The sequence below is a fragment of the Saccharopolyspora halophila genome, assembly GCF_039531955.1.
GTDB lineage: Bacteria > Actinomycetota > Actinomycetes > Mycobacteriales > Pseudonocardiaceae > Saccharopolyspora > Saccharopolyspora halophila.
Map to the genome: position 1 here is coordinate 1 of NZ_BAAARA010000001.1, position 24,149 is coordinate 24,149.

Sequence of the window (24,149 nt, forward strand, 5' to 3'; positions counted from 1 at the left end):
CTTTCGCGATTCGTCCGAGCGCTGCTTCGAACGCCTCGTCTACGGCCGGGTCGTTCGCCGATTCGCCGCCGACCGCGAGTCGCAGGTCGGCGGGGCCGACGTAGACGCCGTCGAGTCCGGGGGTCGCGCAGATGGCTTCGACGTTCTCCAGTCCTGCCGGGGTCTCGATCATCGCGAGCACGGTCACGGCCTCGTTCGCTTCTGCGGGAGCGGGGCCGATCCGCAGTGCTGAGCGCATCGGGCCGAACGAACGCCCGCCCTCGGGCGGGTAGCGGGCCGCCCGTACCGCCGCGGCCGCGTCCTCGGCCGTGTCGATCAGCGGGACGATGACCCCGACCGCTCCGGCGTCGAGCACCCGGCCGATGGCGAACGGGTCGTTCTGCTCCACGCGCACGAGGGGCGCGGAGGTCGCGCCGGCGTCGATCGCCAGCAGCGCGTTGCTGATCCCGGTGTAACCGAGCAGGCCGTGCTGGGCGTCCACGACCACGTACTCGTAGCCGACGCGGGCGATCCGCTCGGTCGCCATCGGGGCGTCGAGCATGATCCAGTACCCGATCGACCGCTGCCTGTTGCGGATCCGGCTGGTGAACTCCGGTGCGCTCACGGAAACCACGCTCCCTCTCACGGCCTCGAACTGGCCTGTTCGGCGAGCTCAGCATCGCAGTCCGAACGGTCTCGAAGTGGTTTCTCCAACTTCCGCTCGTTCGCGGTCGCGGATACAGTCCAGCCCGCTGCTGGAGGAGAGGGGCGCAGTCGTGGACGCGGACGTCATCGTCGTTGGTGGTGGGCTCGCCGGGCTGGTTGCCGCGAAGGAGCTGACCGATCGGGGCAAGACGGTCTTGCTGGTCGATCAGGAGAACGAGAACGACCTCGGTGGCCAGGCCTGGTGGTCCCTCGGAGGACTGTTCCTCGTCGGATCGCCCGAGCAGAAGCGCATGGGCGTGCACGACTCCAGGGAACTGGCCTGGTCCGACTGGCAGGGCAGCGCGCAGTTCGACCGGCTCGACGACGAGGACTCCTGGGCGGCGCGATGGGCGCGCGCCTACGTGGACTTCGCGGCTGGCGAGAAGCGCTCCTGGGTCGAGCAGCAGGGGATCAAGCTGACACCCGTGGTGGGCTGGGCCGAGCGCGGGGATCTGCGCGCCGACGGGCACGGCAACTCGGTGCCGCGCTTCCACATCGCCTGGGGAACCGGAACCGGCGTGGTCGGGCCGTTCATCCGCAGCGCGCGGGCCGCCGCCGAGGCCGGGCTGCTGAAGTTCCGCCACCGGCACCGCGTCGACGAGCTGATCGTGTCCGGCGGGACGGTCACCGGGGTTCGCGGGACGCTGCTGGCGGCCGACGCCTCGGCGCGCGGCGTGGCGTCGAATCGCGACGAGACCGGGGAGTTCGAGCTCTCCGCGCAGGCCGTGATCGTCGCCAGCGGAGGCATCGGGGCCGATCACGACCTGGTGCGCCGGTACTGGCCGGAGCGGATGGGGACCCCGCCGAAGTCCATGGTCACCGGGGTGCCCGCCTACGTGGACGGCCGGATGATCGACATCAGCGACCGGGCCGGTGCGCGGCTGGTCAATCGGGACCGTATGTGGCACTACACCGAAGGCGTGCGCAACTGGGATCCGGTCTGGCCGGGGCACGGCATCCGGATCCTGCCGGGGCCGTCGTCGATGTGGTTCGACGCGCTGGGGCGCAGGCTGCCGAACCCGTACCTCCCCGGCTACGACACGCTCGGCACGTTGCGCCACCTGCGGACCTCGCCGGAGATCGCGGAACACGACCACTCCTGGTTCGTGCTCACCCAGAAGATGATCGAGAAGGAGTTCGCCCTCTCCGGCTCCGAGCAGAACCCGGACATCACCAGCGGTGAGCGCAAGCGGCTGCTCAAGGAGCGCGTTCTCAACAAGGGCGCTCCCGCCCCGGTCGAGGCCTTCAAACGGCACGGGGCGGACTTCGTCGTCGCCGACGACCTGGACTCGCTGGTGGCCGAGATGAACGGGCTGACCGACGAGCCGCTGCTCGACGCCGCCGAGCTGCGCGGGCAGATCGAGACCCGCGACCTGCAGATCGCCAACTCCTACGGCAAGGACGCGCAGGTCCAGGGCATCCACAACTCCCGCCGCTACCTCGGCGACCGGCTCAGCCGCACCGCTGCCCCGCACCGGCTGCTCGATCCCGCCGCCGGGCCGCTGATCGGGGTCAAGCTGCACGTGCTGACCCGCAAGACGCTCGGCGGGATCCAAACCGATCTGGACTCGCGGGCCATCGGCAAGGACGGCGAGCCGGTGGACGGTCTCTACGCGGCCGGCGAGGTCGCGGGCTTCGGCGGTGGAGGCGTGCACGGCTACAACGCGCTGGAGGGCACCTTCCTGGGCGGTTGCCTGTTCTCCGGTCGCCAAGCGGGCCGCGCGGCCGCCGCAGCGGTGCGCTGACTTCGCCGGACGGCCTCCCACGCCGTGTGGCTCTGGGCTGCCCGTGCACGGCGCTGCGGGTGTCTTCGCCCGACGACATGTCAGAACTCGCGACTCCGCCGCGCACCGCGCTCACGGCACGAGCGCCGTGTCCAGCACCGAGCGGTCGCCGTTCCAGGTCAGGCTCGGGTGGTCCTCGGGGATGCGCTTCCAGAGCAGGAGCAGCAGGTCCCGCACCGGCCCGGTGATCTCCGCGACGGGCTCTCCCCGCCCGTACGACCAGGTGTGACCGGTGTCCGAGGAGCTGATCCGGAAGGCGGTCGGCGCGGTGATGCGGCCGAGTTCGATCTGGCGCGGGACGAAGGTGTCGAAGACCTCGCTCACGCCGTCGACGGCCAGGTCGGTGTCGAACGCGGTGGGCTCGCCGAGGGCCTCTTCGGCGTCCCAGAGGTGCATCATCGTTTCCTGGGTTCGGCGGCGCAGCCAGAAACCGACCGTGCTCGGCGGGTAGAAGGTCCACGCGGGAGCGTCCGGATCGGCCGCCAGCGCATCGAGGATGCTTTCGCAGGTGCCTTCGAACCACTCGATCAGCCCGTCTCGCGGCGCCGCGCGGCGCTGGTGGTCCGGGTGGCCTTCGCGCACTGCGGTGGTGACCCACATGTTCTCGTTGCCCAGGTGATCGGCCAGGTCGTGCAGCGTCCAGCCGGGACAGGCCCGGATCGGTGCGGTCAGGTCGCCGCGCAGCTGGTGCCGGAAGGCATCGAGGCGGTGGCCGAGTTCGGCGTGAAGATCCATGGCGCAGAAGTTAAACCGCGTCCCCGACAGGACACGTGGGACTGGTGGAGCCGCAATTAGAGCGCCCCCGCGCTCGACCGGCCTGGGGGTTACCGGGAGTGCGGGGGCGTCGAGGTCCACCCCTGGGGGTCAGGTGGACATCTTCCATACTACTTCGTGGTAACTGAGATGTCTCTAGGGGAAGAGATCTTTTTTCACTCGGACGGCGGTGAACTTCAGGCAGGTCTGTGTGATCGGCCCGATCGCCGCAGCGTAGAGCACTGTGCCCAGTCCGACGGTGCCGCCGAGCAGCCAGCCGAGGGCCAACACGCCGATCTCGAGCGTGGTCCTGCACGCGCGCACCGATCTGCCCGTGCGCGCGTGCAATCCGGTCATCAGACCATCCCGCGGACCCGGCCCCAGGCGCGCGCCGACGTAACTCGCAGTGGCCAGCCCGTTGAGCACGACGCCGGCCACGCAGAACAGCACCCGCATCGGTAGTCCGTGCGCGGCCGGGAGCACCGCGAGAACGACGTCCAGCGAGATCGCGATGATCACGACGTTGGCCACCGTGCCGATGCCCGGGCGCTGCCGCAGCGGGAACCACGCCAGCAGCACGGCGACACCGGTGACCGCGCTCGCGGTGCCCAGGCTCCAGTTCGCCCGCAGGGCGATGCCCTGGTCCAGCACTGACCACGGCGACAGGCCGAGTTCGGCGCGGACCATCAGGGCCAGGCTCGCTCCGTAGAGCAGCAGGCCGGCGACGAGCTGGGTGAAGCGGGGCAGCGGGCGATCCCGCATCGGCAACGGCGAGAGGTCCACAGGAGCGGCGATGGATGCCATGCGCCCTTTCTACGGAAAAATTGGACTTCAAGTCGATATCCAATCCAATTACATTGGACCCATGTCTCCTGCTGCCGCTGTCCACATCCACGGTCACAAGCTCGATGAGCTGCTCGGCGAGTGGCACGGTGGGCGGCCGTCCTCGCAGCTGCTGGCCGAGTCGGTGCGCCAGCTCGTGCTGGACGGCCGGTTGCCGCCCGGCACTCGGCTGCCCGCCGAGCGCGAGCTGGCGGGAACCCTCGGTGTCAGCCGCACCCTCGTGGCGAGGACCTTGGACCGGCTCCGCGAGGCCGGCTTCGCCGCGAGCAGGCGCGGCGCGGGTTCCTGGGTGAAGCTGCCCGACTCGCAACGACGCGCCGGGGTGAGCGGCGGCTGGTTCCCGACCAGCGATCCCGAGGTGCTCAACCTCGCCCAGGCCACCCCCGCGGCTCCGCCGGAGCTCAGCGCGGCGGCCGATCGTGCCAGGCTGCGTCTCACCGAGCACTTGGGCGATCACGGTTACCAGCCGCACGGTCTACCGGTGCTGCGGGCGCGGATCGCCGAGCGGTTCACCGCGCGCGGGCTGCCCACGGGTCCGGAGCAGATCCTGGTCACCAACGGGGCACAGCACGCGTTCGCACTGGTCCTGCGGATGCTGGTGGCTCCGGGTGAGCGCGTGCTGATGGAGCACCCCACCTACCCGAACGCGATCGAAGCGGTCCGCGGGCTCGGCGCCACGCCGGTGGCCGTGCCGATGGTCGACGACGGCTGGGACCTGGACCTGCTCGCCGCGAACCTGCGGCAGACCGCGCCCCGGCTCGCCTACCTGATCCCGGATTTCCACAACCCGACCGGCGTGCTGCTGGACGGCGACGGCCGCGCCAAGCTGGCCACGGCGTTGGCTCGGACCTGCACCAACGCCGTCATCGACGAAACCATGGTCGATCTCGGGCTCACCGATGACCCGCCGCCACCTCCGATGGCGGCGCTGACCGAGCGGGCCATCACCATCGGCTCCGCGAGCAAGTCCTTCTGGGGCGGGCTGCGGGTGGGGTGGATCCGCGCTGGCGCGGAGTTCGTGCAACGCGCGGTGCTGAGCAGGGCCGCGGTGGATCTGGGCACGCCGGTGTTCGAACAGCTGCTGCTGACCGAACTCCTCGACGACGCCGATGCGGTCCTGCGACGGCGGCGGGACGAACTGCTCGAACGCCGCGAGGTGCTGATCGAGGCGCTGCGCGAGCACCTGCCGGAATGGCGCTTCCGGGTGCCCGACGGTGGCCTGGCTCTGTGGTGCGACATCGGATCGCAGGTCAGCAGCAGGTCGTCGGTGGTGGCCGAGCAGAGCGGAGTGCGGTTGGCCCCGGGAGCGCGGTTCTCGGTCAACGGTTCGCTGGAGCGGTGGATCCGGATCCCCTACACGCTGCCGGGCGACCGGTTGCGGGAGGCGATCCGGCGACTGGCCGGTGCGGTGGAAGGGGCCCGGCCGGGGCAAGCGCCGAGCGCGTTGACCGGGCCGGTCGCCTGAAGGTCGGCCGCTCAGCTCGCGAGCGGCGGAGCGGTGCGCCCGCGCCGCGGAATCCGATGAGGACGGTCGTGGTGCGGTCGCCGGTGGACGGTCACCGGAGCGAAAAAGAGGCGGTTTCGGGGTGGAGTCCGTGCTTGCTCCACCCCGAAACCGCCGTTCCTCTCAGCCGTTCCCAGCCCTTCGGCACGGCCCCTCGACGTGCCGATGAGCGCGGGTTCGACTGGGGCGCCACCCCGATGCCGCAGGGGCATGTGCGGCGCCGGGGGCTGGGCCGGCCCGGGCTGTCCGGCGTTCGGTGTTGTTGCCGGGCGGGCTGTGGCGCCCCGGTCCGATCCGGCCGGGCGCAGTCGGTCCGGATCGGGGTCCTCGGTGCTGGCACCAGGTTCACTGCCGCAGCGGGAAGCTGCAGGCCGACGCGGCGAGCGTTAGTCGGGCGAGGGCACAGGTTCGGTCGATCGAGTGTCGACGTGCGGGTCGATGTTGCGCTGTGCGACCAGGACACCCGCCGTGAGCGCGTGCGGGTTCGGCGCGGTGGGCAGGGTGTAGTGCACGTAGCGCAGCCCGTTGATCGACCCGCCGGAGGTGGAGTTGAACGTGGGCGCCGGCTGGGCCGGTGGTGTCGGAGCCTTTCCCCGCCGGTCTTGCGGCAGGAGCGGTGTCTGCCGGGGCTCCGGGTCCGGAGCGCGCGGCTTGGCCTCGGTGTCCTGCGGTCGGGTGTCCGGATCGGCGCGCCCCGGCGGGTCGACCGCGTTGGCGACCGGGTCCTGCGGAGATGCCTGCGCAGTGGTCCGCACGATCTCGTGCGGCGGGTTCTTCGTGCTCTCGGGTCCGTGTTCGGCGTGTTCGGACGGCTTGTTCGTCGAGTTCGAGGCCTCGGGATCGTCCGGGCGCTGGAGCTGGGCCGCGTCCGGGGCGGACGGCTCGGCAACCGATGCTCGGGCGGGCTCGGCCGGATCGGCGGGCGCCGGCTCGTTCGGCTTGACCTGCGTCGGCTTGGCCGGGTCGGCGGGCGTGACCGGTTCGGGACCGGACTGAGGACGTTCCGGAGCGTGCTCGCGCGTGCTGGACCGCGCGGGCTCGACCGGGCGCGGCCGAGCGGGCCGGTCCGGTTCGGCCGCGGCCGACTTCCCAGCGCTCTGGCCGGCCGCACCGTTCGAAGCCGATGCCCCGGCGTCCGGTTCCGCCCGATGCCGCTGCGCGACGGCGACCGAGGTCTTCCCCGCGTGGCCGGTGTCCGGCTGGCCCGCGGAAGCCGCAGCGGCTCCGCCGATCAACGTGCCCGCGCACAGACCACCGATCAGCGAGGCCCGCAGCAGGAGCGGCACGAACCGCGAACGGGGAACGCGCGGCGCGCGGATTCCCTGCACGGTGATCACCGCCTGTTGATCGGGTCCGCAGCGTCGGCGCGGGACCGGTTCCGGGGACGACGTTCGCCGCGGTCGGCGTCGCCGGGCACATTCAACCACCCGGAGCGGCGTTTTCGGGCCCCTGCGCCGACGAACACAACGGTCGGGCCAGCATTCTCCATGCATTCGGCCTAACCGGGAAGGGACCAAATAGGTCTGGAACGGGTGAGGCCGAGCTTCCGGGGCGTTTCGCGGCCGGGAGGGGAAGTCGAAACTGGGCACAGTGTCCGTTGTGGATCAACGCGACATTTCGCTCGGTATCGACGAGCTCCGGCAGGTTTGGGAGAACTACGGCCACGACCTGGTGCTGCACGATCCCGGCGGCAGCTCGGAGTGCCTGGTGCGCGGCGGTGAACTGATCACCCCGATCGGCGATCTCGACCCGGTGCTGGACCGCTGTCGCAGCTGGATCGACCACGTGCACCGCGACGAGGGTCTGCTGATGGCGCGGATCCGGCTGCGCGAGTCCGAACGCGGCAACTGCGTCGACCTCGCGCGCGAGACCGGTGCGCGGCTCAACCACGTTCACCTGGGCAGCCCGGTCATGTTCGGCACCCCGGTGATGTTCGGTACGGGGGCGGAGGCGGACCCGACGCCGCCGATGCCGGAGCCACCGGACGCGCGGTGGGACCCGCCGGTGGTGATCGGCGTGCTCGACACCGGCTGCGATCCGCACCCGTGGTTCCGCGGCCGCGCGTGGTTCGAACCGGTGCCCGAGGTCCTGGACGCCGACGACGACAGCGGGCAGGACCGGCAGGCCGGGCACGGCACCTTCGTCAACGGCGTGCTGCTGCAGCGCGCGCCCGGCGCGGTGATCCGGACCCGCCGGGCGCTGTCCTCGCTGGGATTCACCGATGACTTCACGGTGGCCGCCGAGCTGCGCGCGTTGCGCCGGTCCGCCGCGCTCGCCGGGGAGAACATCGACGTGCTGGTGCTGACGTCCGGATGCCTGACTCCGGACGACGAGTGCCCACCCGTCCTGGCCGCCGAGTTGGAGCGGTGGCCGGACACGGTCGTGGTGGCCGCGGCCGGCAACCACGGCAGCGGACGGCCGTTCTGGCCCGCGGCCCTGCCCGAGGTCCTCGCGGTGGCCGCGACCGGGTCCGACGGGCAGGTCGCGGAGTTCTCCGCGGCCGGTGACTGGGTCGATGTCGCGGCGCCCGGTGTGGACGTGCGCAGCAGCTACGTCCGGCTCGCCCCGGGCGGTGACCGGCGGTTCGGATACGCGCGGTGGAGCGGGACCTCGTTCGCCGCACCGCGGATCGCGGCGGCCGTGGCGACCTCGCTGCAGGCCGATCGGGACCCGGACGAGGCGCGCGACTGCGTGCGGCACTGTTACACGTTCGAGCGGTAATCGGCGCGAACTGAATCTCACGGCGTTCCCGATTCCTCTTATGTCGCGGGGGGCGACAAGGAAGTGGACGTCGGAGGGATCGGTCGTGATCGAACTGGGGGAAGCCGCTCTGCACCTGCGCCGGGCAGCGGAGGGGGATCAACAGGCGTGGCGGGTCGTGGTGGACACCTACACGCCGGTCGTGTGGGGAGTGTCGCGGGCGTTCACCAGAACGCCGGCCGACGCGGAGGACGTCTGCCAGCTGACCTGGCTGTCGCTGGCCGAGAACCTGCACGAGCTGCGGGACCCGAACCGCCTGTCGGGGTGGTTGGTGACCACCGCGCGCCGGGAGGCGATCCGGTTGTCCCGGGCGCGGCAGCGCGAGTCGCCGATCGGCCTGGACGCTGGTGACTTCGGACATCCCGAGCACGCCGAGCCGGCTGAGCACCACGCGTTGCGCCTGCTGACCGGATCGCGGCTGGGCCAGGCGTTCGGCCAGCTGCCGCAGCGCTGCCAACAGCTGTTGCGGGTGCTCGCGGTGGCGCCGGAGGCCAGCTATGCGCAGGTCAGCGAGGCTCTCGGGATGCCGATGGGAACCATCGGGCCGAAGAAGGGCCGGTGCCTGACCGAACTGCGGCGTCGGCTGCTCGGCGCCGAACTGCCCGAGGAGGTCGCGGGATGAAGCAGCGAATGCCCACCGAGATCCACAGGCTCCGGGAACTGTTCACCACCGAGGACCCGGTTCCGGAGAAGGTCTTGGCCGCCTCCTACGCGGCGGTCGCCGTGCGGTCGGAGTCCGCGGACCCGGTGCCGCTGCAGCTGGTCGGGGATTCGGCCGAGGAGCCGGTGGGGACGCGCTCGGGTGCGCAACCGCGGGTGCTGACCTTCGCGATGCCCGGCCGGGTGCTCGAGCTGGACCTGATGCCGATCACCTGCGGGCTCTACCGGGTGTCTGGGATGGTGCTCGCCCGCGCCGGAGACGCCCCGCCGTCGGGCGAGATCGTGCTGCGCCGTCCCGATCGCGAGTACCGCGGTGTCCTCGACGAGCACGGCGCGTTCGAGGTCTCCGACGTGCCGCGCGGTCCGGTCAGCGTGGTGTTCCGGCCGGAGCGGGCCGAGCCCGCCGTCGCGGATTGGCTGGTCTGTTGAGCGCCGGTGCGGCGGTGGCGCCGCCGGATCCGGTCGAGTCCGTCCTGCGCTGGCGCGAGCGCGCGTGCGCGGAACCCGTTGCCGCGCTGGAAGAAGCGGAACGGATCCTGGCTACCGTCGGCCGCGATGACGAGTTGCGGGTGCTGGCGCGGCACGTCGCGGCGTTGGCCTGCGCGGAGCTGGGCAGGGCCGAGCAGGCGCACCGGCACGCCCGGTTCGGCCTCGCGCGGGCGGTGTGCAACGACTGGATGGGATGGGCCGCGCAGCTGCGGCTGACCTTGGCCTGGATCGAGCTGGAACGCGGCGCGACCTCGGCGAGCCGGGTGCAGCTGGACGAGGCCGACCCGCACCTGGACGCGGGTGGGCGTGCCCGCGCTCGGTGCCTGCGAGGGCTGCTGCACGTCCAGACCGGGCACCACCGCCAGGCGCACGAGCACCTCACGACCGCGCTGGACGATCTCCGCGTCGACGGGGACCGGCGCTGGACGGCCAACGCGCTGCTCGGCCGGGGGCTGGCCGCGCTCTACCTCAACCGGCCTGCCGAGGCCGAGGCCGACCTGGCCGCGGCGGAACGGGTGTTCGCCGCCGACGGCAAGCGGCTCCGGGCGGCCGGGTGCAGGCACAACCGGGGGTGCGTGGCCTTCCGCGCCGGTGATCTCCCCCGCGCGCTGCGGCTCTTCGAGCAAGCCGTGGCGATCGGGCTGGACGAGGCCGTGCTGCCGGAAGCGATGGTCGATCGCGGCGAGGCGCTGGCCGCGGCCGGTCTCACCGAGCAGGCCAGGTCGATCATGGAGCAGGCCGCCGAACGCCTCGCGGCCTGCGGCCGGTCCGGGCGACTGGCCGAAACCCGGCTCGCCCTCGCCGGTTGCGCGCTGCGCAGCGGCGATCTGGTCGAGGCCGCCGCGCAGGCGAGCGCGGCGCGCGGGTTGTTCCGCGGCCAGCGACGACCCGCGTGGGCGGCGCTGGCCGCGGCCACGACCTGGCAGGCCAATCTGCGCGCCGGGCGGTACTCCCGGTTCACGCTGGCCGCCGCGCGCCGGGTGGCCGCGGAGTGCGAGCGGTACGGCTGGACCGTTCCCGCCGCCGAGCTGCGCATCACGGCGGGCCGGTGCGCGCAACGCGCGGGATTGCGCGGCACCGCGCGAAGGCTGTTCGGCGGCTGCGCGGTGCCGCCCCCGGATGCGCCGCCACCGGAGAAGGCGCTGGGGCATCTTGCCGAAGCTCTGCTGGCCGAGCAGGACGGTGACCCGTCGCGGCTGTTCCGGGCCTGCCGGGCAGGTTTGCGGCAGGTCGACGAGCAGGCCGCGGGCATGGCGGCCTTCGAACTGCGCGTGCACGCGCTGGGACTGGCCGACGAGCTCGGCGAGGTCGCCGTGCGAGCCGCGCTGCGCGTGGGCGATCCACGACTCGTGCTGCGCTGGACCGAGCGGTCCCGGGCCGCCGCGCTGCAGCGGCGAGCGCTGCGGCCGCCGAGCGATCAGCGGTTGAACTCCGATCTGGTGGAACTGCGCGCTGCGGTGCAGGACGTGCCGCGCAGCACCGATCCGAAGCGGGCCGTGGCCGAGGTGGCGCGGCTGGAGAAGCGGGTGCGGCACCGGGCGATGCTCGTGCGGGGTGGCACCGATCGGCTGGGCGATTCGGGCGGGCTCGCCGGGATATCGGCCGATCTCGGCGACGCCGTGCTGCTGAGCCTGTTCTCGCATCGCGGGAGGTTGTACGCGACCTCCGTCGTGGACGGTGCGACGCGGCTGCACGTCCTCGGTCCGGAGAACTGCGCGGCGCAGCAGGTCGTCCGGTTGCGCCACCTGCTCGCCAGGCAGGCCTGCGGGGTGGCCTCGCGGGCGGAACCGATGTTCGAGCACGGTGCCCGGCTGGCCGCCGCCGAGCTGCAGCGGAGCCTGCTCGCGCCGGTGCTGCCCGAGCTGGAGCGCGGCAGGCGGCTGGTCGTCGTCCCGACCGGGGTCCTGCACCTGCTGCCCTGGGCCGCGCTGCCCGCCTGCCGCGGTCGGAGCGTGACCGCGACCCCGTCGCTGCGCTGCTGGCGAAGCGGTGCCGAACGAAGCCGCGACATGGATCCGGCGGCACCCGGCGCGTGGATCGCCGGCCCTCGGCTGGAGCACGCCGAACGCGAGGTCAGCGCGCTGCACGCGCGCCACGGCGGGCGGCTGCTGCTGGAGTCCGAGGCGACCTGCGAGCGCGTGCTATCCACATTGGACGGCGCGGGAACCGTCCATCTAGCCGCGCACGGGCACTTTCGCGGCGATCAGCCGTTGCTGTCCTGTTTGGACCTGGCCGACGGTCCGCTCTACGCGCACGATCTGGACCGCCTGCACCGGAGTCCGGCCACCGTCGTGCTCTCGGCCTGCGACGTCGGCAAGTCCGCGGTCACCAGAGGTGATCAGCTCAGCGGACTGACCACCACGTTGCTGGACCGGGGTGCGGCCACGGTGATCGCCAGCGTCGTCCCGATCCCGGACGACCGCACCGCCGAGGTCATGTGCTCGCTGCACGAGGCCCTGGCCGAAGGTCGCCCGCCGGACACCGCGCTGGCCGAAGCCCAGGCGCGGCACGGCGAATCGGGATTCATCTGCGTCGGTTACGGAGGTGATCGCTAGCGCGATGCGTCACTTCAACTTCTGCAGGCGTCGCATGCCCTCGTCGAGGACCTCGTCGCGCTTGCAGAAGGCGAACCGGACCAGGTGCCGGGCGTCGTCCGGGTTGTCGCAGAAGACCTGGACCGGGATCGCGGCCAGGCCGATGCGCTCTGGCAGCGAGCGGCACAGGTCCGCGCCGTCGGTGAAGCCCAGCGGGCGCACGTCGGCGCAGATGAAGTAGGTGCCCTCGCTGGCCAGCACGTCGAATCCGGCGTCGGCGAGGCCACCGGCCAGCTTGTCGCGCCTGCGCTGCAGATCGGTGCGCAGCTGTTCTGCCCAGGCCATCTCATTGCGCAGCGCGTGCGCCACGGCGGGCTGGAACGGCGCGCCGCCGACGAAGGTCATGAACTGCTTGGCCGCCCGCACCGCGGCGATCAGCTCCGCCGGGCCGCAGACCCAGCCGATCTTCCACCCGGTGGCGCTGAAGCTCTTGCCCACGCTGGAGATCGACAACGTCCGCTCGGCCATGCCGGGCAGCGTGGCCAGCGGGTGGTGCGCACGACCGTCGTAGAGGAGGTGTTCGTAGACCTCGTCGGTGATGGCGACGACGTCGTTCTCCCGGCAGACCTCGGCGATCGCGGCCAGCTCGGCATCGGTGAACACCGTGCCGGTCGGGTTGTGCGGCGAGTTGAGCACCAGCGCGCGCGTCCTTGGTCCGACGGCGGCGCGCAGCGCCTGCACGTCCAGCTCGAAGCGGTGCTCGTCACCCTGCTTGAGCGCGACGGTCCTGCGCACGCCGCCGGCCATCGCCACGGCCACCGGGTAGGAGTCGTAGTAGGGCTCGACGAGCACGACCTCGTCGTCCGGTTCGACCAGCGCCATCATGGTGGCGGTGAGCGCCTCGGTGGCGCCCACGGTCACCAGGACCTGCGAATCAGGGTCGTACTCGGTGCCGTAGCGCGCCGCGCGGTGCTCGGCGATGGCCGCGCGCAGCTCGGGCTCACCGGCCCCCGGCGGGTACTGGTTCACGCCGTTGGCGATGGCTTCCTGCGCCACTCGCAGCATGCCTTCGGGACCGTCGGTGTCCGGGAACCCCTGGCCGAGGTTGACCGCGCCGGTCCGCCGGGCCAGCTCGGTGATCTCGGCGAAGATCGTCGAGGTGAACGGCTGCAGGCGATTGGTGAGAGCAGGAGTACGCACGAGGCGCAGGGTAATGCATCGACAAGCGGCCGGGGACCGTTCGTTTTGCGGTGTGGGACACCCCGCCCGCTGGCGTCGATTCGCTCGGTCGGGACGGAAACGCTGCCACAATCGGTCTCGTGCACACCACCACGGTCACCGACACCGACAAGCGGCGGAGCCTCACGCGGATGAAGGCGGTGGCGACGGCGCTGCTGCTGTTCGCCACCGCGGTCTACTTCTTCGCCCGCTGGCAGGAGAGCGCCGGCGCGGGCGCCTGGGCCGGTTACGTGCGCGCCGCCTCCGAGGCTGGCATGGTCGGTGCGCTGGCCGACTGGTTCGCGGTGACCGCGCTGTTCAAGCGCCCGATGGGGCTGCCGATCCCGCACACCGCGATCATCCCGACCCGCAAGGACGTCATCGGGCGCAGCCTCGGTGACTTCGTCGGCACCAACTTCCTGTCCGAGGACGTGGTGCGCGACAAGCTGCGGCGCGCCGAGATCACCCGGCGCATCGGCACCTGGATCTCCGAGACCGACCACGCCGAGCGGGTCACCTCCGAGCTGGCGACTGCGGTGCGCGGGGCCGTGCAGGTCCTGCGCGACGAGGACGTGCAGGAAGTGCTCGAGCACGCCGTGGTGCGCAAGATCGTGGCCCAGCAGTGGGGTCCCCCGCTTGGCCGGATCCTCGGCGGGGTCTTCGCCGACGGTTCGCACCACAAGCTCGTCGACCTGGTCTGCGACCGCGCCTACGACTGGGTGCGCGACAACCACGACCTGGTGCTGCGCGTGGTCAGCCAGCGCGCTCCGTCCTGGTCGCCGAAGTTCTTCGACGAGCTGGTCGCCGACAAGATCTACGCCGAGGTCCTCTCGTTCGCCTGGGCGGTCAAGACCGATCCCGACCACCAGATGCGCAAGGCGGTGGACCGCTTCCTCGTCGAGTTCGCCCACGACCTGCAGCACGACGAGCACACCATCGCCAAGGCCGAGCAGATCAAGCACCAGGTCCTCGAGCACCCCGAGGTGCAGAACCTGGTGTCCTCGGCGTGGACCACCGCAAAGAAGATGATCCTGGACGCCGCCGAAGACCCGTCCAGCGAACTGCGGCTGCGGGTCCGGGACGGCCTGCAATCGCTCGGCAAGCGGTTGAGCACCGAGGACGAGTTGCGCGGCAAGGTCGACGGCTGGCTGGAGGGGGCCGCGGTCTACGTGGTGTCCAACTACCGCGCCGAGCTGACCACGCTGATCACCGACACCGTGGAGCGCTGGGACGCCCAGGACACCTCGCGCAAGATCGAACTGCAGGTCGGGCGCGACCTGCAGTTCATCCGCATCAACGGCACCGTGGTCGGCTCGCTGGCCGGCTTGGCGATCTACACGGTCTCCGAGCTGCTGATCTGACCGGCGACGCGCCCGCTTCCGGCACGCGCCGGCGAAGCCGCGGTGGCCGGTGCGACCGCGGGCGGACGCGACGTGCCGCGCGGGCGACCCGCGGGCTCCGGCGCGTCGGGTGCCTGCGGGAACGCCGCTGGAGTGGCCGCACCGGCAGTGGTGCGCGGTGTCCGCGGAGCCGCTCGGGTTCCGCTGCCCGCACCGCCGATCGAGGCAGTTCCCGGACAGCCGGGTACGCCTAGCTCGTGTGGCGCTCGCGCCAGGATCTGGCCTTCTCGCGATTGCCGCAGACGCGCATCGAACACCAGGTCCGCGATCGGTTGCGGGAGCGGTCGTAGAACGCCCACAGGCAGGACTCGGCCGGGCAGATCTTGATCCGGTCCCAGTGCTGGGTGTGCACCAGGCGGGCGGCCGAGACCAGCACGCTGCCCAGCGCGTCCGCGCCGGTCAGCGCCGGGATCCCGTTGCGCAGCCGCACCTGCACCGGCCAGGCGGTGTCGGCGATGTTGGCCGGATGCGCGCCGTAGGCGACCGATGTCCGCATGGTGTCGCGGATCTCCCGCGCCGCGGTGACGTCCGGGACCGGGTTGAGTCCGCGGTCGACGCACCACTGCCGCCACTGGGCCTGGTCGTCGAGGAGCTCGGTGCCCTTCTCCGCGTCGCAGGTGTTGAGGAAGGCCAGGACTAGCTCGATGTCGTGGTCGAAGTCGAGTCCGACCGCCTCCAGCGCAGACGGACGGTCCAGCTCCGGAGCGACAGCTTTGCTGTTCACGAACACCATCGTAGGCCAATAGGAGGTTGCGGTGGGCGTGGCTAACCAGCATTATGCCTGAGTAGGTTAGTAACCGGTGTCATTGGTTTGCTGGTTGGGAGGTTGGAGACGAACCCGATTCAGTTCGACCTGCCCGACGACGGGAGGGATCGGGCCCGGCGAGCGGCCGGACGCGCCGAGACCGACCGTGCGCTGCAGGAGGGCGCCCGGTTGCGCCCGGAGTGGCTGAGCCGCTTCATCGGCTGGTGGGCCGCGGCCGCCACCCCACTTGCAGCCCGGTGCCGCCGTTGACCCCGGGCCCGCGCCGCGCGGCTGCCCGGACTGAGAGGAGAGAGACCTATGACCTCGCTCAAGCTCGCCGCTTTCGCCATCGACTGCCCGGAGCCCCGGCGGCTCGCTGAGTTCTACGGGCGCTTGCTGGGCTGGGAGATCGACGAGGCGGAGACGGACGACGACTGGGTGGAGCTGGCCGACCCGGCGGGCGGCGCTCCGCTGGCCTTCCAGCGTGATCCGGGATATCGCCCGCCGTCTTGGCCATCGCGGGACGTACCGCAGATGATGCACCTGGACGTTCGGGTGACGACCCTCGACGAGGGGCATCGGCGGGCGCTGGAGGCCGGGGCGACGCAACTGCCGCAGCCGACCGACCAGCAGGACGCGAAGTTCCGCGTTTACGCCGACCCGGACGGCCACCCGTTCTGCATGTGCGCATGTCAGTGACGTGCACGCGGGGTGTTAGCAGAGTGCTTGCAATAGTTAGCACTCGCGGTTAGAGTGGATGAAGACGGAGAGGGCACCGATGGATCGCATGGACAAAGCCGTCAACAAGGCCGTGAACCAGGCGGTCAGTGATCTCGGTGGCTACATCCGCACGCAACGGAACAACGCCCAGATCTCGTTGCGGCAGCTGGCGAAGCTCGCCGGTGTGTCCAATCCGTACCTGAGTCAGGTCGAGCGCGGCCTGCGCAAACCGAGCGCCGAGATCCTGCAGCAAATCGCCAAGGGCCTGCGGATCTCGGCGGAAGCGCTGTACGTGCAGGCCGGGATCCTGGAACGCCCCGATGCGGGCCCGGTGTTCGAGGCGGTCCAAGCCGACCCGGAACTCAGCGAACGGCAAAAACAAGTGCTTCTGGACATCTACGCCTCGTTCCGGCGGGAGCAAGACGCCGTGGAAGACGGGGACACCCAGCAATCCGAGGAGTGAACCGCCATGCCGGCTTTCCCCAAGACCGAAGATTTCACCAAGGCTCGCGAGCAGGCGAACCAGGTCGTCGGCGGTGCCGTCGAGCAGGCCCGCACGCCGCTGCTCGCCGTTCTCGGCGCCGGTGACCTCGCCAATCAGGCGCTGGTCGACGCCGTGACCAAGGTCCGCAGCCAGCTCACCGAGCGCGTCGAGTCCGCGCGCAAGGACCTGCCCAACGACATCGGCGAGCTGCGGCAGAAGGCCGACCCGGTCGAGCTGCGCAAGCGGCTCGACGACTACGGCCAGTCGGCCCGGAAGTACTACACCTACCTCGCCAAGCACGGCGAGGAGACCTTCCAGAAGCTGCAGGAGACCCCGCAGGCCAAGAAGGTCCGCGAGGGCGTCGACACCGCGCAGGGCAAGGTCGAGGAGACCGTGGGCCAGGTCAGCGACATCGCCGACGACGTGCTCGGCAAGGTCGCCAGCCCGTTCGCCAAGTCCGAGGAGCCCGCGGCCAACTCCTCGGCGGATTCCGCCGAGGCCAAGTCCGGGGGCTCCGCCAAGGGCGAGACCGAGGAGGCCCAGGGCGAGGAGAAGGCGGAAGCCCCGGCCAAGAGCACTGCGGCCACCAAGCCCGCGGCGGCCAAGAGCGGCACGACGACCACCAAGTCGACCGCCGCCACCAAGCCGGCCGGCGCCCCGAAGAAGACCACCAGCTCGAAGGCCGACAGCTGAGCCGACGAGACCGAGGAGATGTTTCGGTCGGCGACTGCCGCACCCCGGAACGACCGTCGCTGCTCAAGTCGCGGATCCCGGATCCCGACGGCGTCCGAGGTTCCGCTCCGCGCAAACCCGACCGAAGCATCTCCTTAGCCCCCGGCGACGTTCGCGTCGCCGGGGTTTCGCACGAGCTGTCGCGCCGTCCTGCGGGGCTCCCGCCGGGTGGGTGCCTGCGCAGGTGCCGAGCACGTAGGGTGGGAACGTGGGTTTTTCGAGCGGAATGCCGCTGTACTGGTGGATCCTCACCGCGATCTGGGTCGTGGGCGTCCCGGTCGGTGTCTTCGCGTTCGTGCACGCGGCGCTTCAACGTGCCGACGCGTACACGGCCGTGGGCAAGCTGACCAAGCCGGCCTGGATGGGCATCACCGGCGCGGCCGCGCTGTTGCTGATCTTCGACTCGCGCGGGCCGTACGGGATCATCTGGATCGCCGGGATCGTCGCCGCGCTGGTCTACATCGTCGACGTCCGGCCGAAGGTCCGGGAAGTCCAGGGGAAGTCCTGGTAGTGACCGCGCGCTGGACCACGCACGGCCGCGGCGACCCGGTGACCCTGGTGGTGCACGGGTTGGGCGCCACCGAGGGCGAGGCCCGCCTGCCCGCGTCCGGGTTGCCCGGTACCCGCGTCGTGCTCACGCTGCCCGGCCACGGCTCCGCGCCGGACGCTCCGGAGGGCTACTGGAACTACGGGGCGATCGCCGCCGACGTGCTCGAGGTCGCCCGCGAGGTCGGCGCGACCCGTGCCATCGGAACCTCCCTGGGCGCAGGCGCGCTCACCCGCATCGCGGCCGAGCACCCGCGGCTCTTCGACCGGATCGCGCTCCTGCTGCCCGCCGCCTTGGACAGCCAGCGCGAAGCGGCCGCCACCCGGACCTACGAGCGCCTGGCCGCCGCGGTGGCGGCGGATGACGGCGGCGAACGACTCCGCGAGCTCCTCGCCGAGGACATCCCGGCGGGCGTGGACGTGGGCGACTACCTCGAGCGCCGGGCCGAAGCCCTGCTGCGGCTCGAACCCGCGTTGCGCGACCTCCCCGGCGAGGTGCCGGTTCCGGACGCCTCGAGGCTGGCCGAGGTCACCGCCGACGTCCTGGTCATCGGCGCCACGAACGATCCGCTGCACCCGGCCGAGGTGGCCGAGGCGACGGCCAAGGCGCTCCCGCGGTCCCGCCTGGAGCTGCTGCCCTCCCGCGCGCCGGTGCTGACCCACCGCAAGGAGCTGCGGGCGCTGCTGACCGACCTGCTGGGCTGACCGCTCGGTCGCCGGGACGGGCGGGTTCGTATCGTCGGGGCATGGGATTCGATTGGTCCGCGGCGGCGGGAACCCTCGAGGTCGTCCCGGCGCTGGAGCGGTTGGAACTGCTGGCCGAGCCGGTCGCCTCGGCGATTCTCCAGCTCGATGACGAGCGGATCGGCGTGGCCGAGATCGACCCGGAGCTCGCCGACACCGCCGCCTTCTGCGAGCAGTACGGATCGCCGCTGGAGCTCTCGGCGAACTGCGTCGTGGTCGCCGGCAAGCGCGCCGGGGAGGTCCGCTACGCCGCGTGCCTGGTGCTGGCCACCATCCGCGCCGACGTCAACGGCGTGGTCAAGCGGCAGCTGGACGTGCGCAAGGCGTCGTTCGCCTCGATGGACGACGCGGTCGAGCGCACCGGCATGGCCTACGGCGGGATCACGCCGTTCGGGCTGCCCGGCGACTGGCCGATCCTGGTCGACGCCGAGGTCGCCGCGGCCCGTGCCGTGGTCGTCGGCAGCGGCCTTCGCCGCGGCAAGCTCATCGTGCCGGGCGAGGTGCTGGCCGAACTCGCCAACGCCGAGGTCATCGAAGGCCTCGGCCGCTGAGCGGTCCGGTCAGAACACCACGGTCCGCTTGCCGTGCACGAGGACGCGGTGCTCGAGGTGGGAGCGCAGTCCCCGGGCCAGGACCAGCTTCTCGATGTCGCGGCCCTTGCGGACCATGTCGGGAACGTCGTCGGTGTGATCCACCCGGATGACGTCCTGCTCGATGATCGGCCCCGCGTCGAGCTCGGCCGTGACGTAGTGGCAGGTCGCGCCGATCAGCTTCACGCCGCGCTCGTAGGCCTGGTGGTACGGGCGGGCGCCCGCGAAGGACGGCAGGAAGCTGTGGTGGATGTTGATCGCGCGACCGGCCCACCGCCGGCACAGCTCCGGCGGCAGCACCTGCATGAACCGGGCCAGCACGATCGCCTGCGGGTCGTGCTCCTCGACCAGCTCGCGGACCTGGTCGAACGCCTCGGCCTTGGCCGAGGGATCGGCCCCGAAGGGCACGTGGTGGAACGGGACGCCGTGCGCCTCGGTGATCGGTCCGAGGCCGGGGTGGTTGCCGATCACCGCGCGCAGGTCCACGTCCAGTTCGCCGGAGCCGATGCGGCCCAGCAGATCGTGCAGGCAGTGCCCTTCCTTGGAGACCAGGAGCACCGCGCGGCGCCGCTCGGCGGTGTCGTGGATCTGCCACTCGGCGTCCTCGCCGAGTTCCCGGGCTACCTCCGCGAACCGTTCGCGCAACTCGTCGAGCCCGAACGGCAGCGAGTCGGCGCGGACCTCCTGGCGGGTGAAGAACCAGCCGGTCGTCGGGTCGGTGTGGTGACCGGCTTCCAGGATCCAACCGCCGTGCTCGGCGAGGAAACCGGACACGCGGGAGACGATTCCGGTGCGGTCGGGGCAGCCGAGGCTGATGACGAAGCGGCGTTCGGTGGAGCTCACGGTCCGCGATTATTGCAGGTGGTGCGCGGTGCTTCCGGTCACCTTCCCGCCGCGATCCCGGCCAGCTCGGCGTCGCCGGTCACCAGCGCGGTGCTCGGACGGCCCCACACCCGCCGGTAGACCGCGTCGGCGGTTCCGGCCACCGTCGCGTCGACCTCGAGCGCCGCTCCGCGCGGTGCTGTGGTGACCGGCCTCTCGCCCGGCGAGTACGTCACGAGCCAGGCTCGCCCGGCGTCCGGCGAGTGGTAGAGCACGGTTCCCGCGTGCCGCGATTCCGACCAGTCGCCGAGCGGGAGCAGCTTGTCGAGCAGCTCGTCGATGCCGTCGGCGGCCAGCTCCGGATCGAAGATCAGCTCGTGCACCCGGTTCGGTCCCAGGCCGGCAAGCGCGTGCTCGGCGTCGAGCCGGTGGATCGCGGTCTCGTGCGCGATCCGCCGCGTCCAGCTCGCCGGGGTGCCTCCGGCGAAGAACGACCACACCGGACGATCGGGGTCCATAGTGGACAGCGCGCTGGAGAGCTCCGCGTAGCGCTCGTCCCACCACGCGATCGCGTCCTCGAACTCCGTTGGCGGATGGGCGACGTGCGGCCGGTCGTCGTCCGGCGCGAGCTCCAGCGAGGCGCGAACGCTGGCGTAGACGCGGGCCAGGTGCTTCACCATCCGGTCGACGTCCCAGCCGTCGCAGGTGGACACGGTCGCGCTCGGGCCGGCTTGCAGCACCGCTGCCCGGAACGCCGCAGCTTGCTCGTGGAAGGCCTTCAGGTGGAACTCGTTACCCATGTCCTCATTAAAGATGCTCAGCCCGCTGGACGAAACGTCCGCGCGCCGGTGGAGGCAACTTCGCCTGATTCCTCCCGGGGCCGCGCGGGATCGAGGTTCCCGGCTGCGGCTTCGGACGGTGGTTCAGCCCTCGGGCGCGACCGCTGCCCAGTCGACGGTCAGCTCGCCCGCGCGCCAGCGGCGCCTGCGGTCCCGGACCGGCCAGCCGCGTTCGGCGAAGAGCTGCGCGGTCTGGGCCCAGCGCGCCCGAGGGCCGAAGGTCGCCATCGGAGCCGCCTTGTCCCAGCAGGTGTCCAGGTCGGCGAGCAGCGCGTGGATCCGCTCGCCCGGCACGTTGCGGTGGATGAGGGTCTTGGGCAGCCGCTCGGCCAGGTCGGAGGGCTTGTCGATGTCCGAGGGCAGGCAGGCCAGCGTCAGCGTCCGCGGTCCCCGCCGGTCGAGCGTCACCCAGCAGCAGCGCCTGCCGATCTCGTCGCAGGTGCCCTCCACCAGCAGCCCGTCCGGGGACAACCGGCCGCACAGCTCGTCCCAGGCCTGCCACGCCTCCGGTTCGGTGTACTGCCGCAGGACGTTGAGCGCGCGGATCAGCGCCGGTCCGTCGGCGCCGCGCACGCCCGCGGCGAGTCCGGCGAGCTCGAAGCCGCCGTGCCGGAACTGCAGCCGGGGCGGATCGGCGACGACCTTGCCCGCGGCGACCCGGTCGGAGTCCAGCTCCAGTCCCACGACCCGCAGCTCGCCGTGCAGCGGGTCGAGCCTGCGCGTGAGCTCGAGGGTGGTCACCGGGGTCGCGCCGTAGCCGAGGTCGATGACCACCGGATCGGCCGACCCGGAGATCGCGCGCGCCACCCACGGAGTACCGGCGATCCAGCGGTCCACCCGGCGCAGCCGGTTCGGGTTGGTGGTGCCGCGGGTCGGGACGCCGAGCGCGCGGGCGCGTCCGGCGGCCAGCCTGGGATTGCGCTTCTTCGGGGTGCTGCTCATCGCAGCTACGCCCGGTGGGCCAGCCACTCGGTGGCGAAGCGCTCCTCATCGGCCAGCAGCTTCTGCACCTGGTCGACGACCAGGTCTTCCATCTTGCCGCCGACGAACGGCAGGTTGACCTTCACGCCACCGGAGACGACCAGCTCGCTGATCGCGGGGCCGCTGGTGTCGGCGAGGTCGCGCAGCCACATCGAGCCGGTGATCGAGCACGGCGCTCCCGCGATCTCGGCGGCGATCTCGCCGGTGTAGTACCCGTCCTCCTCGCGGCGCCAGGACTCGCTGCGTTCGATGGTCAGGTCACCGCCCACCACCGAGCGGGCCACGGTGGGCAGGGACTCGACCGAGACGCTGTGCCGGAGCTGGAACTGGAAAGCGCCATCGTCGGTGTGCGCGTGGTTGACGAGCACGGCGCCGGATCCACCGAGCTCCTTCAACCGGGCCTCGATGAAGGCGGGATCGATCAGTGCCCGGTACACCTCGGCCGCAGGCCATTCGGAGGTGCTTCGGTGCTCGATGCGGCGTGCCATGGTGCGGAGGTTACCTTTGGCAACCGTGAGTGCCTCTATGTCCGGTGCCGAAGAAGTGCGCGACGACACTGCGCTGCCCGGTGAACAGCCCGGCGGCGAGTGGCCGTTGGCCGATTTCACCACCCTGCGGCTCGGCGGGCCCGCGACCGGACTGGTGACCGCGACCAGCGAGGACGAGCTCGTGCGCGCCGTCCGCGCGGCCGACGGCAGCGGGCACCGGTTGCTGGTGCTCGGCGGCGGATCGAACCTGGTCATCGCCGATGCCGGCTTCGATGGGCACGTGGTGCGAATCGCCACCGAGGGGCGCGAGTACGACAGCATCGGCGATGGGCTGGTGCAGCTGACCGCCGAGGCGGGCGAGGACTGGGACGACGTGGTCGCCGATTCCGTCGCCCAGGGGCTCGGCGGCCTGGAGTGCCTGTCCGGCATCCCCGGTCTGGCCGGGGCGACGCCGGTGCAGAACGTCGGCGCCTACGGCGTGGAGATCGCCGAGCTGCTCGACTCGGTCGACCTGCTGGATCGCCGCACCGGGCAGGTGCGCACGGTGCCGGCGGGCGAGTTGGGGCTGACCTACCGCAACAGCGTCCTCAAGCACAGCGATGCGGCCGTGGTGCTGCGCGCCCGCTTCGTGCTGCGCGACGGCGGCGCCTCCGAACCGATCCGCTACGGCGAGCTCACCCGCGCGCTCGGCATCGAGCCCGGGGAGCGGGCCGACGCGAAGGCCGTTCGGGAAGCGGTGCTGCGGCTGCGGCGCGGCAAGGGCATGGTGCTCGACCCGGCGGATCACGACACCTGGAGCGCGGGCTCGTTCTTCACCAATCCGATCGTGCCCCACGAGGCGCTGCCGGAGGTCCTGGAACGGCTCGCAGCGCGGGTCGGCGAGGACCAGCGGATCCCGCAGTTCCCCGCGGACGACGGGACGAAGCTGTCGGCGGCGTGGCTGATCGAGCACGCCGGCTTCACCAAGGGGCACCCGGGGCCGGGAGGTCGTGCGGGGTTGTCGTCCAAGCACACCCTGGCGCTGACCAACCGCGGTGGCGCGAGCACCCGCGACCTGCTGGAACTGGCCAGGGAGGTGCGCGATGGCGTGCGCGCGGCCTTCGGCGTGTCGCTCGTTCCCGAACCCGTGCTGGTGGACTGCTCCCTCGATTCGTGAGATCCGCTGGCCGCCGTTGGTGTGACGCTTGGTGACTAACGCATAACACTGAGTGTTGAATGGGGTGGGTGTCCGCGAAACCGAGCATCTGCGAGCTGCGCGATCGGGCGGTGATCCGCCCGGTCAAGCGCGCGATCGAGGACGAGTTCCTGGACCTGCCCGGGGTCACCGGGGTGGACATCGGCCCCAAGCGCCGCGCCGGGGAGGCTGGCGAGCAGGGAATTGTGGTGCAGGTGGCCGAAAAGCTGCCTCCGGACCGGCTGGGCCGCGACAGCTGCGTGCCCAGCGACATCCTCGGCATTCCGACCGACGTGATCGAGGAACGACCGGTTTTGCAGCACATCCATCGTGCGCAGGGCGAACCCCTGGTCATCGGCGGGGACGGCGGATCGGCCGTGCTGCGCGGCGGCAGCGGTCTGGCGCCCCGCAGGCCGGTCCGGCTGGACGCGGGCGAGTACCGCCGCATCGGGACCCTGGGGGTGCTGGTCAGCGCCGGGATGGCGGAGCCGATGGGATTGACCACCTTCGACGTCGGCTGTCTGGATGACGCCTGGTCGGTTGGCGACCGGATGGTCGATCCCGTCGGCGGTCGGGAGCACGCCGAGCTCGCCCGCGCCGCCCTCTCCGGCCGCGTGGACGCCGCCGCGGTGCGCATCACGACCGGAGTGCCGAC

25 protein-coding genes are annotated in these 24,149 nt (G+C 71.6%); 14 read left to right on the forward strand and 11 right to left on the reverse strand.

Annotated features, from left to right (window positions below):
* Nucleotides 1-604: HpcH/HpaI aldolase family protein (locus tag ABD289_RS00005; RefSeq protein ID WP_344125023.1), on the reverse strand; the 604-nt coding region annotated here is incomplete at its 3' end.
* Between the two features lie 151 nt (nucleotides 605-755).
* Here ABD289_RS00005 and ABD289_RS00010 point away from each other — a divergent pair.
* Nucleotides 756-2,429, forward strand: coding sequence for an FAD-binding dehydrogenase (locus ABD289_RS00010; protein ID WP_344125025.1), 1,674 nt, complete (start codon nucleotides 756-758; stop codon nucleotides 2,427-2,429).
* A 111-nt stretch (nucleotides 2,430-2,540) separates the two neighbouring features.
* Here the strand turns inward: ABD289_RS00010 and ABD289_RS00015 are convergent, their stop codons facing one another.
* Both ABD289_RS00015 and yczE read right to left on the reverse strand, forming a co-directional pair.
* Nucleotides 2,541-3,203, reverse strand: coding sequence for a maleylpyruvate isomerase family mycothiol-dependent enzyme (locus ABD289_RS00015; protein WP_344125027.1), 663 nt, complete (start codon nucleotides 3,201-3,203; stop codon nucleotides 2,541-2,543).
* Between the two features lie 174 nt (nucleotides 3,204-3,377).
* Nucleotides 3,378-4,025 (reverse strand): membrane protein YczE, encoded by a 648-nt coding sequence (gene yczE, locus ABD289_RS00020; RefSeq protein WP_344125029.1) that lies wholly within the window; start codon nucleotides 4,023-4,025, stop codon nucleotides 3,378-3,380.
* A 61-nt stretch (nucleotides 4,026-4,086) separates the two neighbouring features.
* Here yczE and yczR point away from each other — a divergent pair, with 61 nt between their 5' ends.
* Nucleotides 4,087-5,529: a MocR-like transcription factor YczR gene (gene yczR / locus ABD289_RS00025; protein WP_344125031.1), complete on the forward strand. Its 1,443-nt coding sequence runs from the start codon at nucleotides 4,087-4,089 to the stop codon at nucleotides 5,527-5,529.
* Between the two features lie 425 nt (nucleotides 5,530-5,954).
* On the opposite strand, the gene ABD289_RS00030 is transcribed toward yczR, so the two are convergent.
* Nucleotides 5,955-6,905, reverse strand: coding sequence for a hypothetical protein (locus ABD289_RS00030; RefSeq protein ID WP_344125033.1), 951 nt, complete (start codon nucleotides 6,903-6,905; stop codon nucleotides 5,955-5,957).
* Between the two features lie 262 nt (nucleotides 6,906-7,167).
* On the opposite strand from ABD289_RS00030, the gene ABD289_RS00035 reads away from it, so the two are divergent.
* The 4 genes from ABD289_RS00035 to ABD289_RS00050 all read left to right on the forward strand — a co-directional run bounded on the left by ABD289_RS00035 (nucleotide 7,168) and on the right by ABD289_RS00050 (nucleotide 12,032).
* Nucleotides 7,168-8,289 (forward strand): S8 family peptidase, encoded by a 1,122-nt coding sequence (locus tag ABD289_RS00035; RefSeq protein ID WP_344125035.1) that lies wholly within the window; start codon nucleotides 7,168-7,170, stop codon nucleotides 8,287-8,289.
* Nucleotides 8,290-8,374: 85 nt separating this feature from the next.
* Nucleotides 8,375-8,950: an RNA polymerase sigma factor gene (locus tag ABD289_RS00040; protein ID WP_344125039.1), complete on the forward strand. Its 576-nt coding sequence runs from the start codon at nucleotides 8,375-8,377 to the stop codon at nucleotides 8,948-8,950.
* Nucleotides 8,947-9,417 carry a hypothetical protein gene (locus ABD289_RS00045; RefSeq protein WP_344125041.1) on the forward strand — a complete coding sequence of 157 codons (471 nt, stop codon included), beginning with the start codon at nucleotides 8,947-8,949 and terminating at the stop codon, nucleotides 9,415-9,417. The genes ABD289_RS00040 and ABD289_RS00045 overlap by 4 nt, the downstream gene beginning before the upstream one ends.
* Entirely contained in the window at nucleotides 9,414-12,032 is a 2,619-nt protein-coding gene (locus ABD289_RS00050; RefSeq protein ID WP_344125043.1) for a CHAT domain-containing protein, read from the forward strand. The genes ABD289_RS00045 and ABD289_RS00050 overlap by 4 nt, the downstream gene beginning before the upstream one ends.
* 9 nt (nucleotides 12,033-12,041) lie before the next feature.
* On the opposite strand, the gene ABD289_RS00055 is transcribed toward ABD289_RS00050, so the two are convergent.
* Nucleotides 12,042-13,211, reverse strand: coding sequence for a pyridoxal phosphate-dependent aminotransferase (locus tag ABD289_RS00055; RefSeq protein ID WP_344125045.1), 1,170 nt, complete (start codon nucleotides 13,209-13,211; stop codon nucleotides 12,042-12,044).
* Between the two features lie 170 nt (nucleotides 13,212-13,381).
* On the opposite strand from ABD289_RS00055, the gene ABD289_RS00060 reads away from it, so the two are divergent.
* On the forward strand, nucleotides 13,382-14,590 hold the full coding sequence (locus ABD289_RS00060) for a DUF445 domain-containing protein (protein ID WP_344126139.1): 1,209 nt from the start codon (nucleotides 13,382-13,384) through the stop codon (nucleotides 14,588-14,590).
* Between the two features lie 229 nt (nucleotides 14,591-14,819).
* Here the strand turns inward: ABD289_RS00060 and ABD289_RS00065 are convergent, their stop codons facing one another.
* Nucleotides 14,820-15,362 (reverse strand): CGNR zinc finger domain-containing protein, encoded by a 543-nt coding sequence (locus ABD289_RS00065; protein ID WP_344125047.1) that lies wholly within the window; start codon nucleotides 15,360-15,362, stop codon nucleotides 14,820-14,822.
* A gap of 330 nt (nucleotides 15,363-15,692) precedes the next feature.
* Between ABD289_RS00065 and ABD289_RS00070 the strand changes: the two genes are divergently transcribed.
* The 6 genes from ABD289_RS00070 (at nucleotide 15,693) to ABD289_RS00095 (ending at nucleotide 19,151) form a co-directional block, all read left to right on the forward strand.
* A complete protein-coding gene (locus ABD289_RS00070) occupies nucleotides 15,693-16,073 on the forward strand; it encodes a VOC family protein (RefSeq protein ID WP_344125049.1) in 381 nt (126 codons plus the stop codon).
* Between the two features lie 79 nt (nucleotides 16,074-16,152).
* Nucleotides 16,153-16,557 (forward strand): helix-turn-helix domain-containing protein, encoded by a 405-nt coding sequence (locus tag ABD289_RS00075; protein ID WP_344125051.1) that lies wholly within the window; start codon nucleotides 16,153-16,155, stop codon nucleotides 16,555-16,557.
* 6 nt (nucleotides 16,558-16,563) lie between these two features.
* Nucleotides 16,564-17,271: a hypothetical protein gene (locus ABD289_RS00080; RefSeq protein WP_344125054.1), complete on the forward strand. Its 708-nt coding sequence runs from the start codon at nucleotides 16,564-16,566 to the stop codon at nucleotides 17,269-17,271.
* A gap of 265 nt (nucleotides 17,272-17,536) precedes the next feature.
* Nucleotides 17,537-17,821: a DUF2516 family protein gene (locus tag ABD289_RS00085; protein ID WP_344126141.1), complete on the forward strand. Its 285-nt coding sequence runs from the start codon at nucleotides 17,537-17,539 to the stop codon at nucleotides 17,819-17,821.
* Nucleotides 17,821-18,561: an alpha/beta fold hydrolase gene (locus tag ABD289_RS00090; RefSeq protein WP_344125056.1), complete on the forward strand. Its 741-nt coding sequence runs from the start codon at nucleotides 17,821-17,823 to the stop codon at nucleotides 18,559-18,561. Before ABD289_RS00085 ends, ABD289_RS00090 begins: the two co-directional genes overlap by 1 nt.
* A gap of 41 nt (nucleotides 18,562-18,602) precedes the next feature.
* Nucleotides 18,603-19,151, forward strand: a complete 549-nt coding sequence (locus tag ABD289_RS00095) for a YbaK/EbsC family protein (protein ID WP_344125058.1) — start codon at nucleotides 18,603-18,605, stop codon at nucleotides 19,149-19,151.
* A gap of 9 nt (nucleotides 19,152-19,160) precedes the next feature.
* Here ABD289_RS00095 and purU read toward each other — a convergent pair whose 3' ends face one another.
* From purU to ABD289_RS00115, 4 genes are all read right to left on the reverse strand, one after another.
* The gene (gene purU / locus ABD289_RS00100) at nucleotides 19,161-20,033 is read right to left on the reverse strand and encodes a formyltetrahydrofolate deformylase (RefSeq protein ID WP_344125060.1); all 873 of its coding nucleotides are present in this window, start codon (nucleotides 20,031-20,033) and stop codon (nucleotides 19,161-19,163) included.
* Between the two features lie 38 nt (nucleotides 20,034-20,071).
* Nucleotides 20,072-20,812 carry a maleylpyruvate isomerase N-terminal domain-containing protein gene (locus ABD289_RS00105; protein WP_344125062.1) on the reverse strand — a complete coding sequence of 247 codons (741 nt, stop codon included), beginning with the start codon at nucleotides 20,810-20,812 and terminating at the stop codon, nucleotides 20,072-20,074.
* Nucleotides 20,813-20,935: 123 nt separating this feature from the next.
* Nucleotides 20,936-21,793 (reverse strand): class I SAM-dependent methyltransferase, encoded by an 858-nt coding sequence (locus ABD289_RS00110; RefSeq protein WP_344125064.1) that lies wholly within the window; start codon nucleotides 21,791-21,793, stop codon nucleotides 20,936-20,938.
* 5 nt (nucleotides 21,794-21,798) lie between these two features.
* The gene (locus tag ABD289_RS00115) at nucleotides 21,799-22,320 is read right to left on the reverse strand and encodes a DUF2505 domain-containing protein (protein ID WP_344125066.1); all 522 of its coding nucleotides are present in this window, start codon (nucleotides 22,318-22,320) and stop codon (nucleotides 21,799-21,801) included.
* Nucleotides 22,321-22,357: 37 nt separating this feature from the next.
* Here ABD289_RS00115 and ABD289_RS00120 point away from each other — a divergent pair, with 37 nt between their 5' ends.
* Complete coding sequence (locus ABD289_RS00120) at nucleotides 22,358-23,476, forward strand: UDP-N-acetylmuramate dehydrogenase (RefSeq protein ID WP_344126143.1); 1,119 nt, start codon at nucleotides 22,358-22,360, stop codon at nucleotides 23,474-23,476.
* Nucleotides 23,477-23,511: 35 nt separating this feature from the next.
* On the opposite strand, the gene ABD289_RS00125 is transcribed toward ABD289_RS00120, so the two are convergent.
* A complete protein-coding gene (locus ABD289_RS00125; RefSeq protein WP_344125069.1) occupies nucleotides 23,512-24,075 on the reverse strand; it encodes a hypothetical protein in 564 nt (187 codons plus the stop codon).
* Between the last annotated feature and the right edge of the window lie 74 nt (nucleotides 24,076-24,149).

Bases quoted from the DNA above. Each gene is read 5' to 3' on its own strand.
- ABD289_RS00015 (WP_344125027.1), bottom strand. From the start codon at position 3,203: ATGGATCTTCACGCCGAACTCGGCCACCGCCTCGATGCCTTCCGGCAC.
- yczE (WP_344125029.1), bottom strand. From the start codon at position 4,025: ATGGCATCCATCGCCGCTCCTGTGGACCTCTCGCCGTTGCCGATGCGG.
- yczR (WP_344125031.1), top strand. From the start codon at position 4,087: ATGTCTCCTGCTGCCGCTGTCCACATCCACGGTCACAAGCTCGATGAG.
- ABD289_RS00045 (WP_344125041.1), top strand. From the start codon at position 8,947: ATGAAGCAGCGAATGCCCACCGAGATCCACAGGCTCCGGGAACTGTTC.
- ABD289_RS00060 (WP_344126139.1), top strand. From the start codon at position 13,382: ATGAAGGCGGTGGCGACGGCGCTGCTGCTGTTCGCCACCGCGGTCTAC.
- ABD289_RS00065 (WP_344125047.1), bottom strand. From the start codon at position 15,362: ATGGTGTTCGTGAACAGCAAAGCTGTCGCTCCGGAGCTGGACCGTCCG.
- ABD289_RS00070 (WP_344125049.1), top strand. From the start codon at position 15,693: ATGACCTCGCTCAAGCTCGCCGCTTTCGCCATCGACTGCCCGGAGCCC.
- ABD289_RS00075 (WP_344125051.1), top strand. From the start codon at position 16,153: ATGGATCGCATGGACAAAGCCGTCAACAAGGCCGTGAACCAGGCGGTC.
- ABD289_RS00080 (WP_344125054.1), top strand. From the start codon at position 16,564: ATGCCGGCTTTCCCCAAGACCGAAGATTTCACCAAGGCTCGCGAGCAG.
- ABD289_RS00085 (WP_344126141.1), top strand. From the start codon at position 17,537: ATGCCGCTGTACTGGTGGATCCTCACCGCGATCTGGGTCGTGGGCGTC.
- ABD289_RS00095 (WP_344125058.1), top strand. From the start codon at position 18,603: ATGGGATTCGATTGGTCCGCGGCGGCGGGAACCCTCGAGGTCGTCCCG.
- ABD289_RS00105 (WP_344125062.1), bottom strand. From the start codon at position 20,812: ATGGGTAACGAGTTCCACCTGAAGGCCTTCCACGAGCAAGCTGCGGCG.
- ABD289_RS00110 (WP_344125064.1), bottom strand. From the start codon at position 21,793: ATGAGCAGCACCCCGAAGAAGCGCAATCCCAGGCTGGCCGCCGGACGC.
- ABD289_RS00115 (WP_344125066.1), bottom strand. From the start codon at position 22,320: ATGGCACGCCGCATCGAGCACCGAAGCACCTCCGAATGGCCTGCGGCC.
- ABD289_RS00120 (WP_344126143.1), top strand. From the start codon at position 22,358: ATGTCCGGTGCCGAAGAAGTGCGCGACGACACTGCGCTGCCCGGTGAA.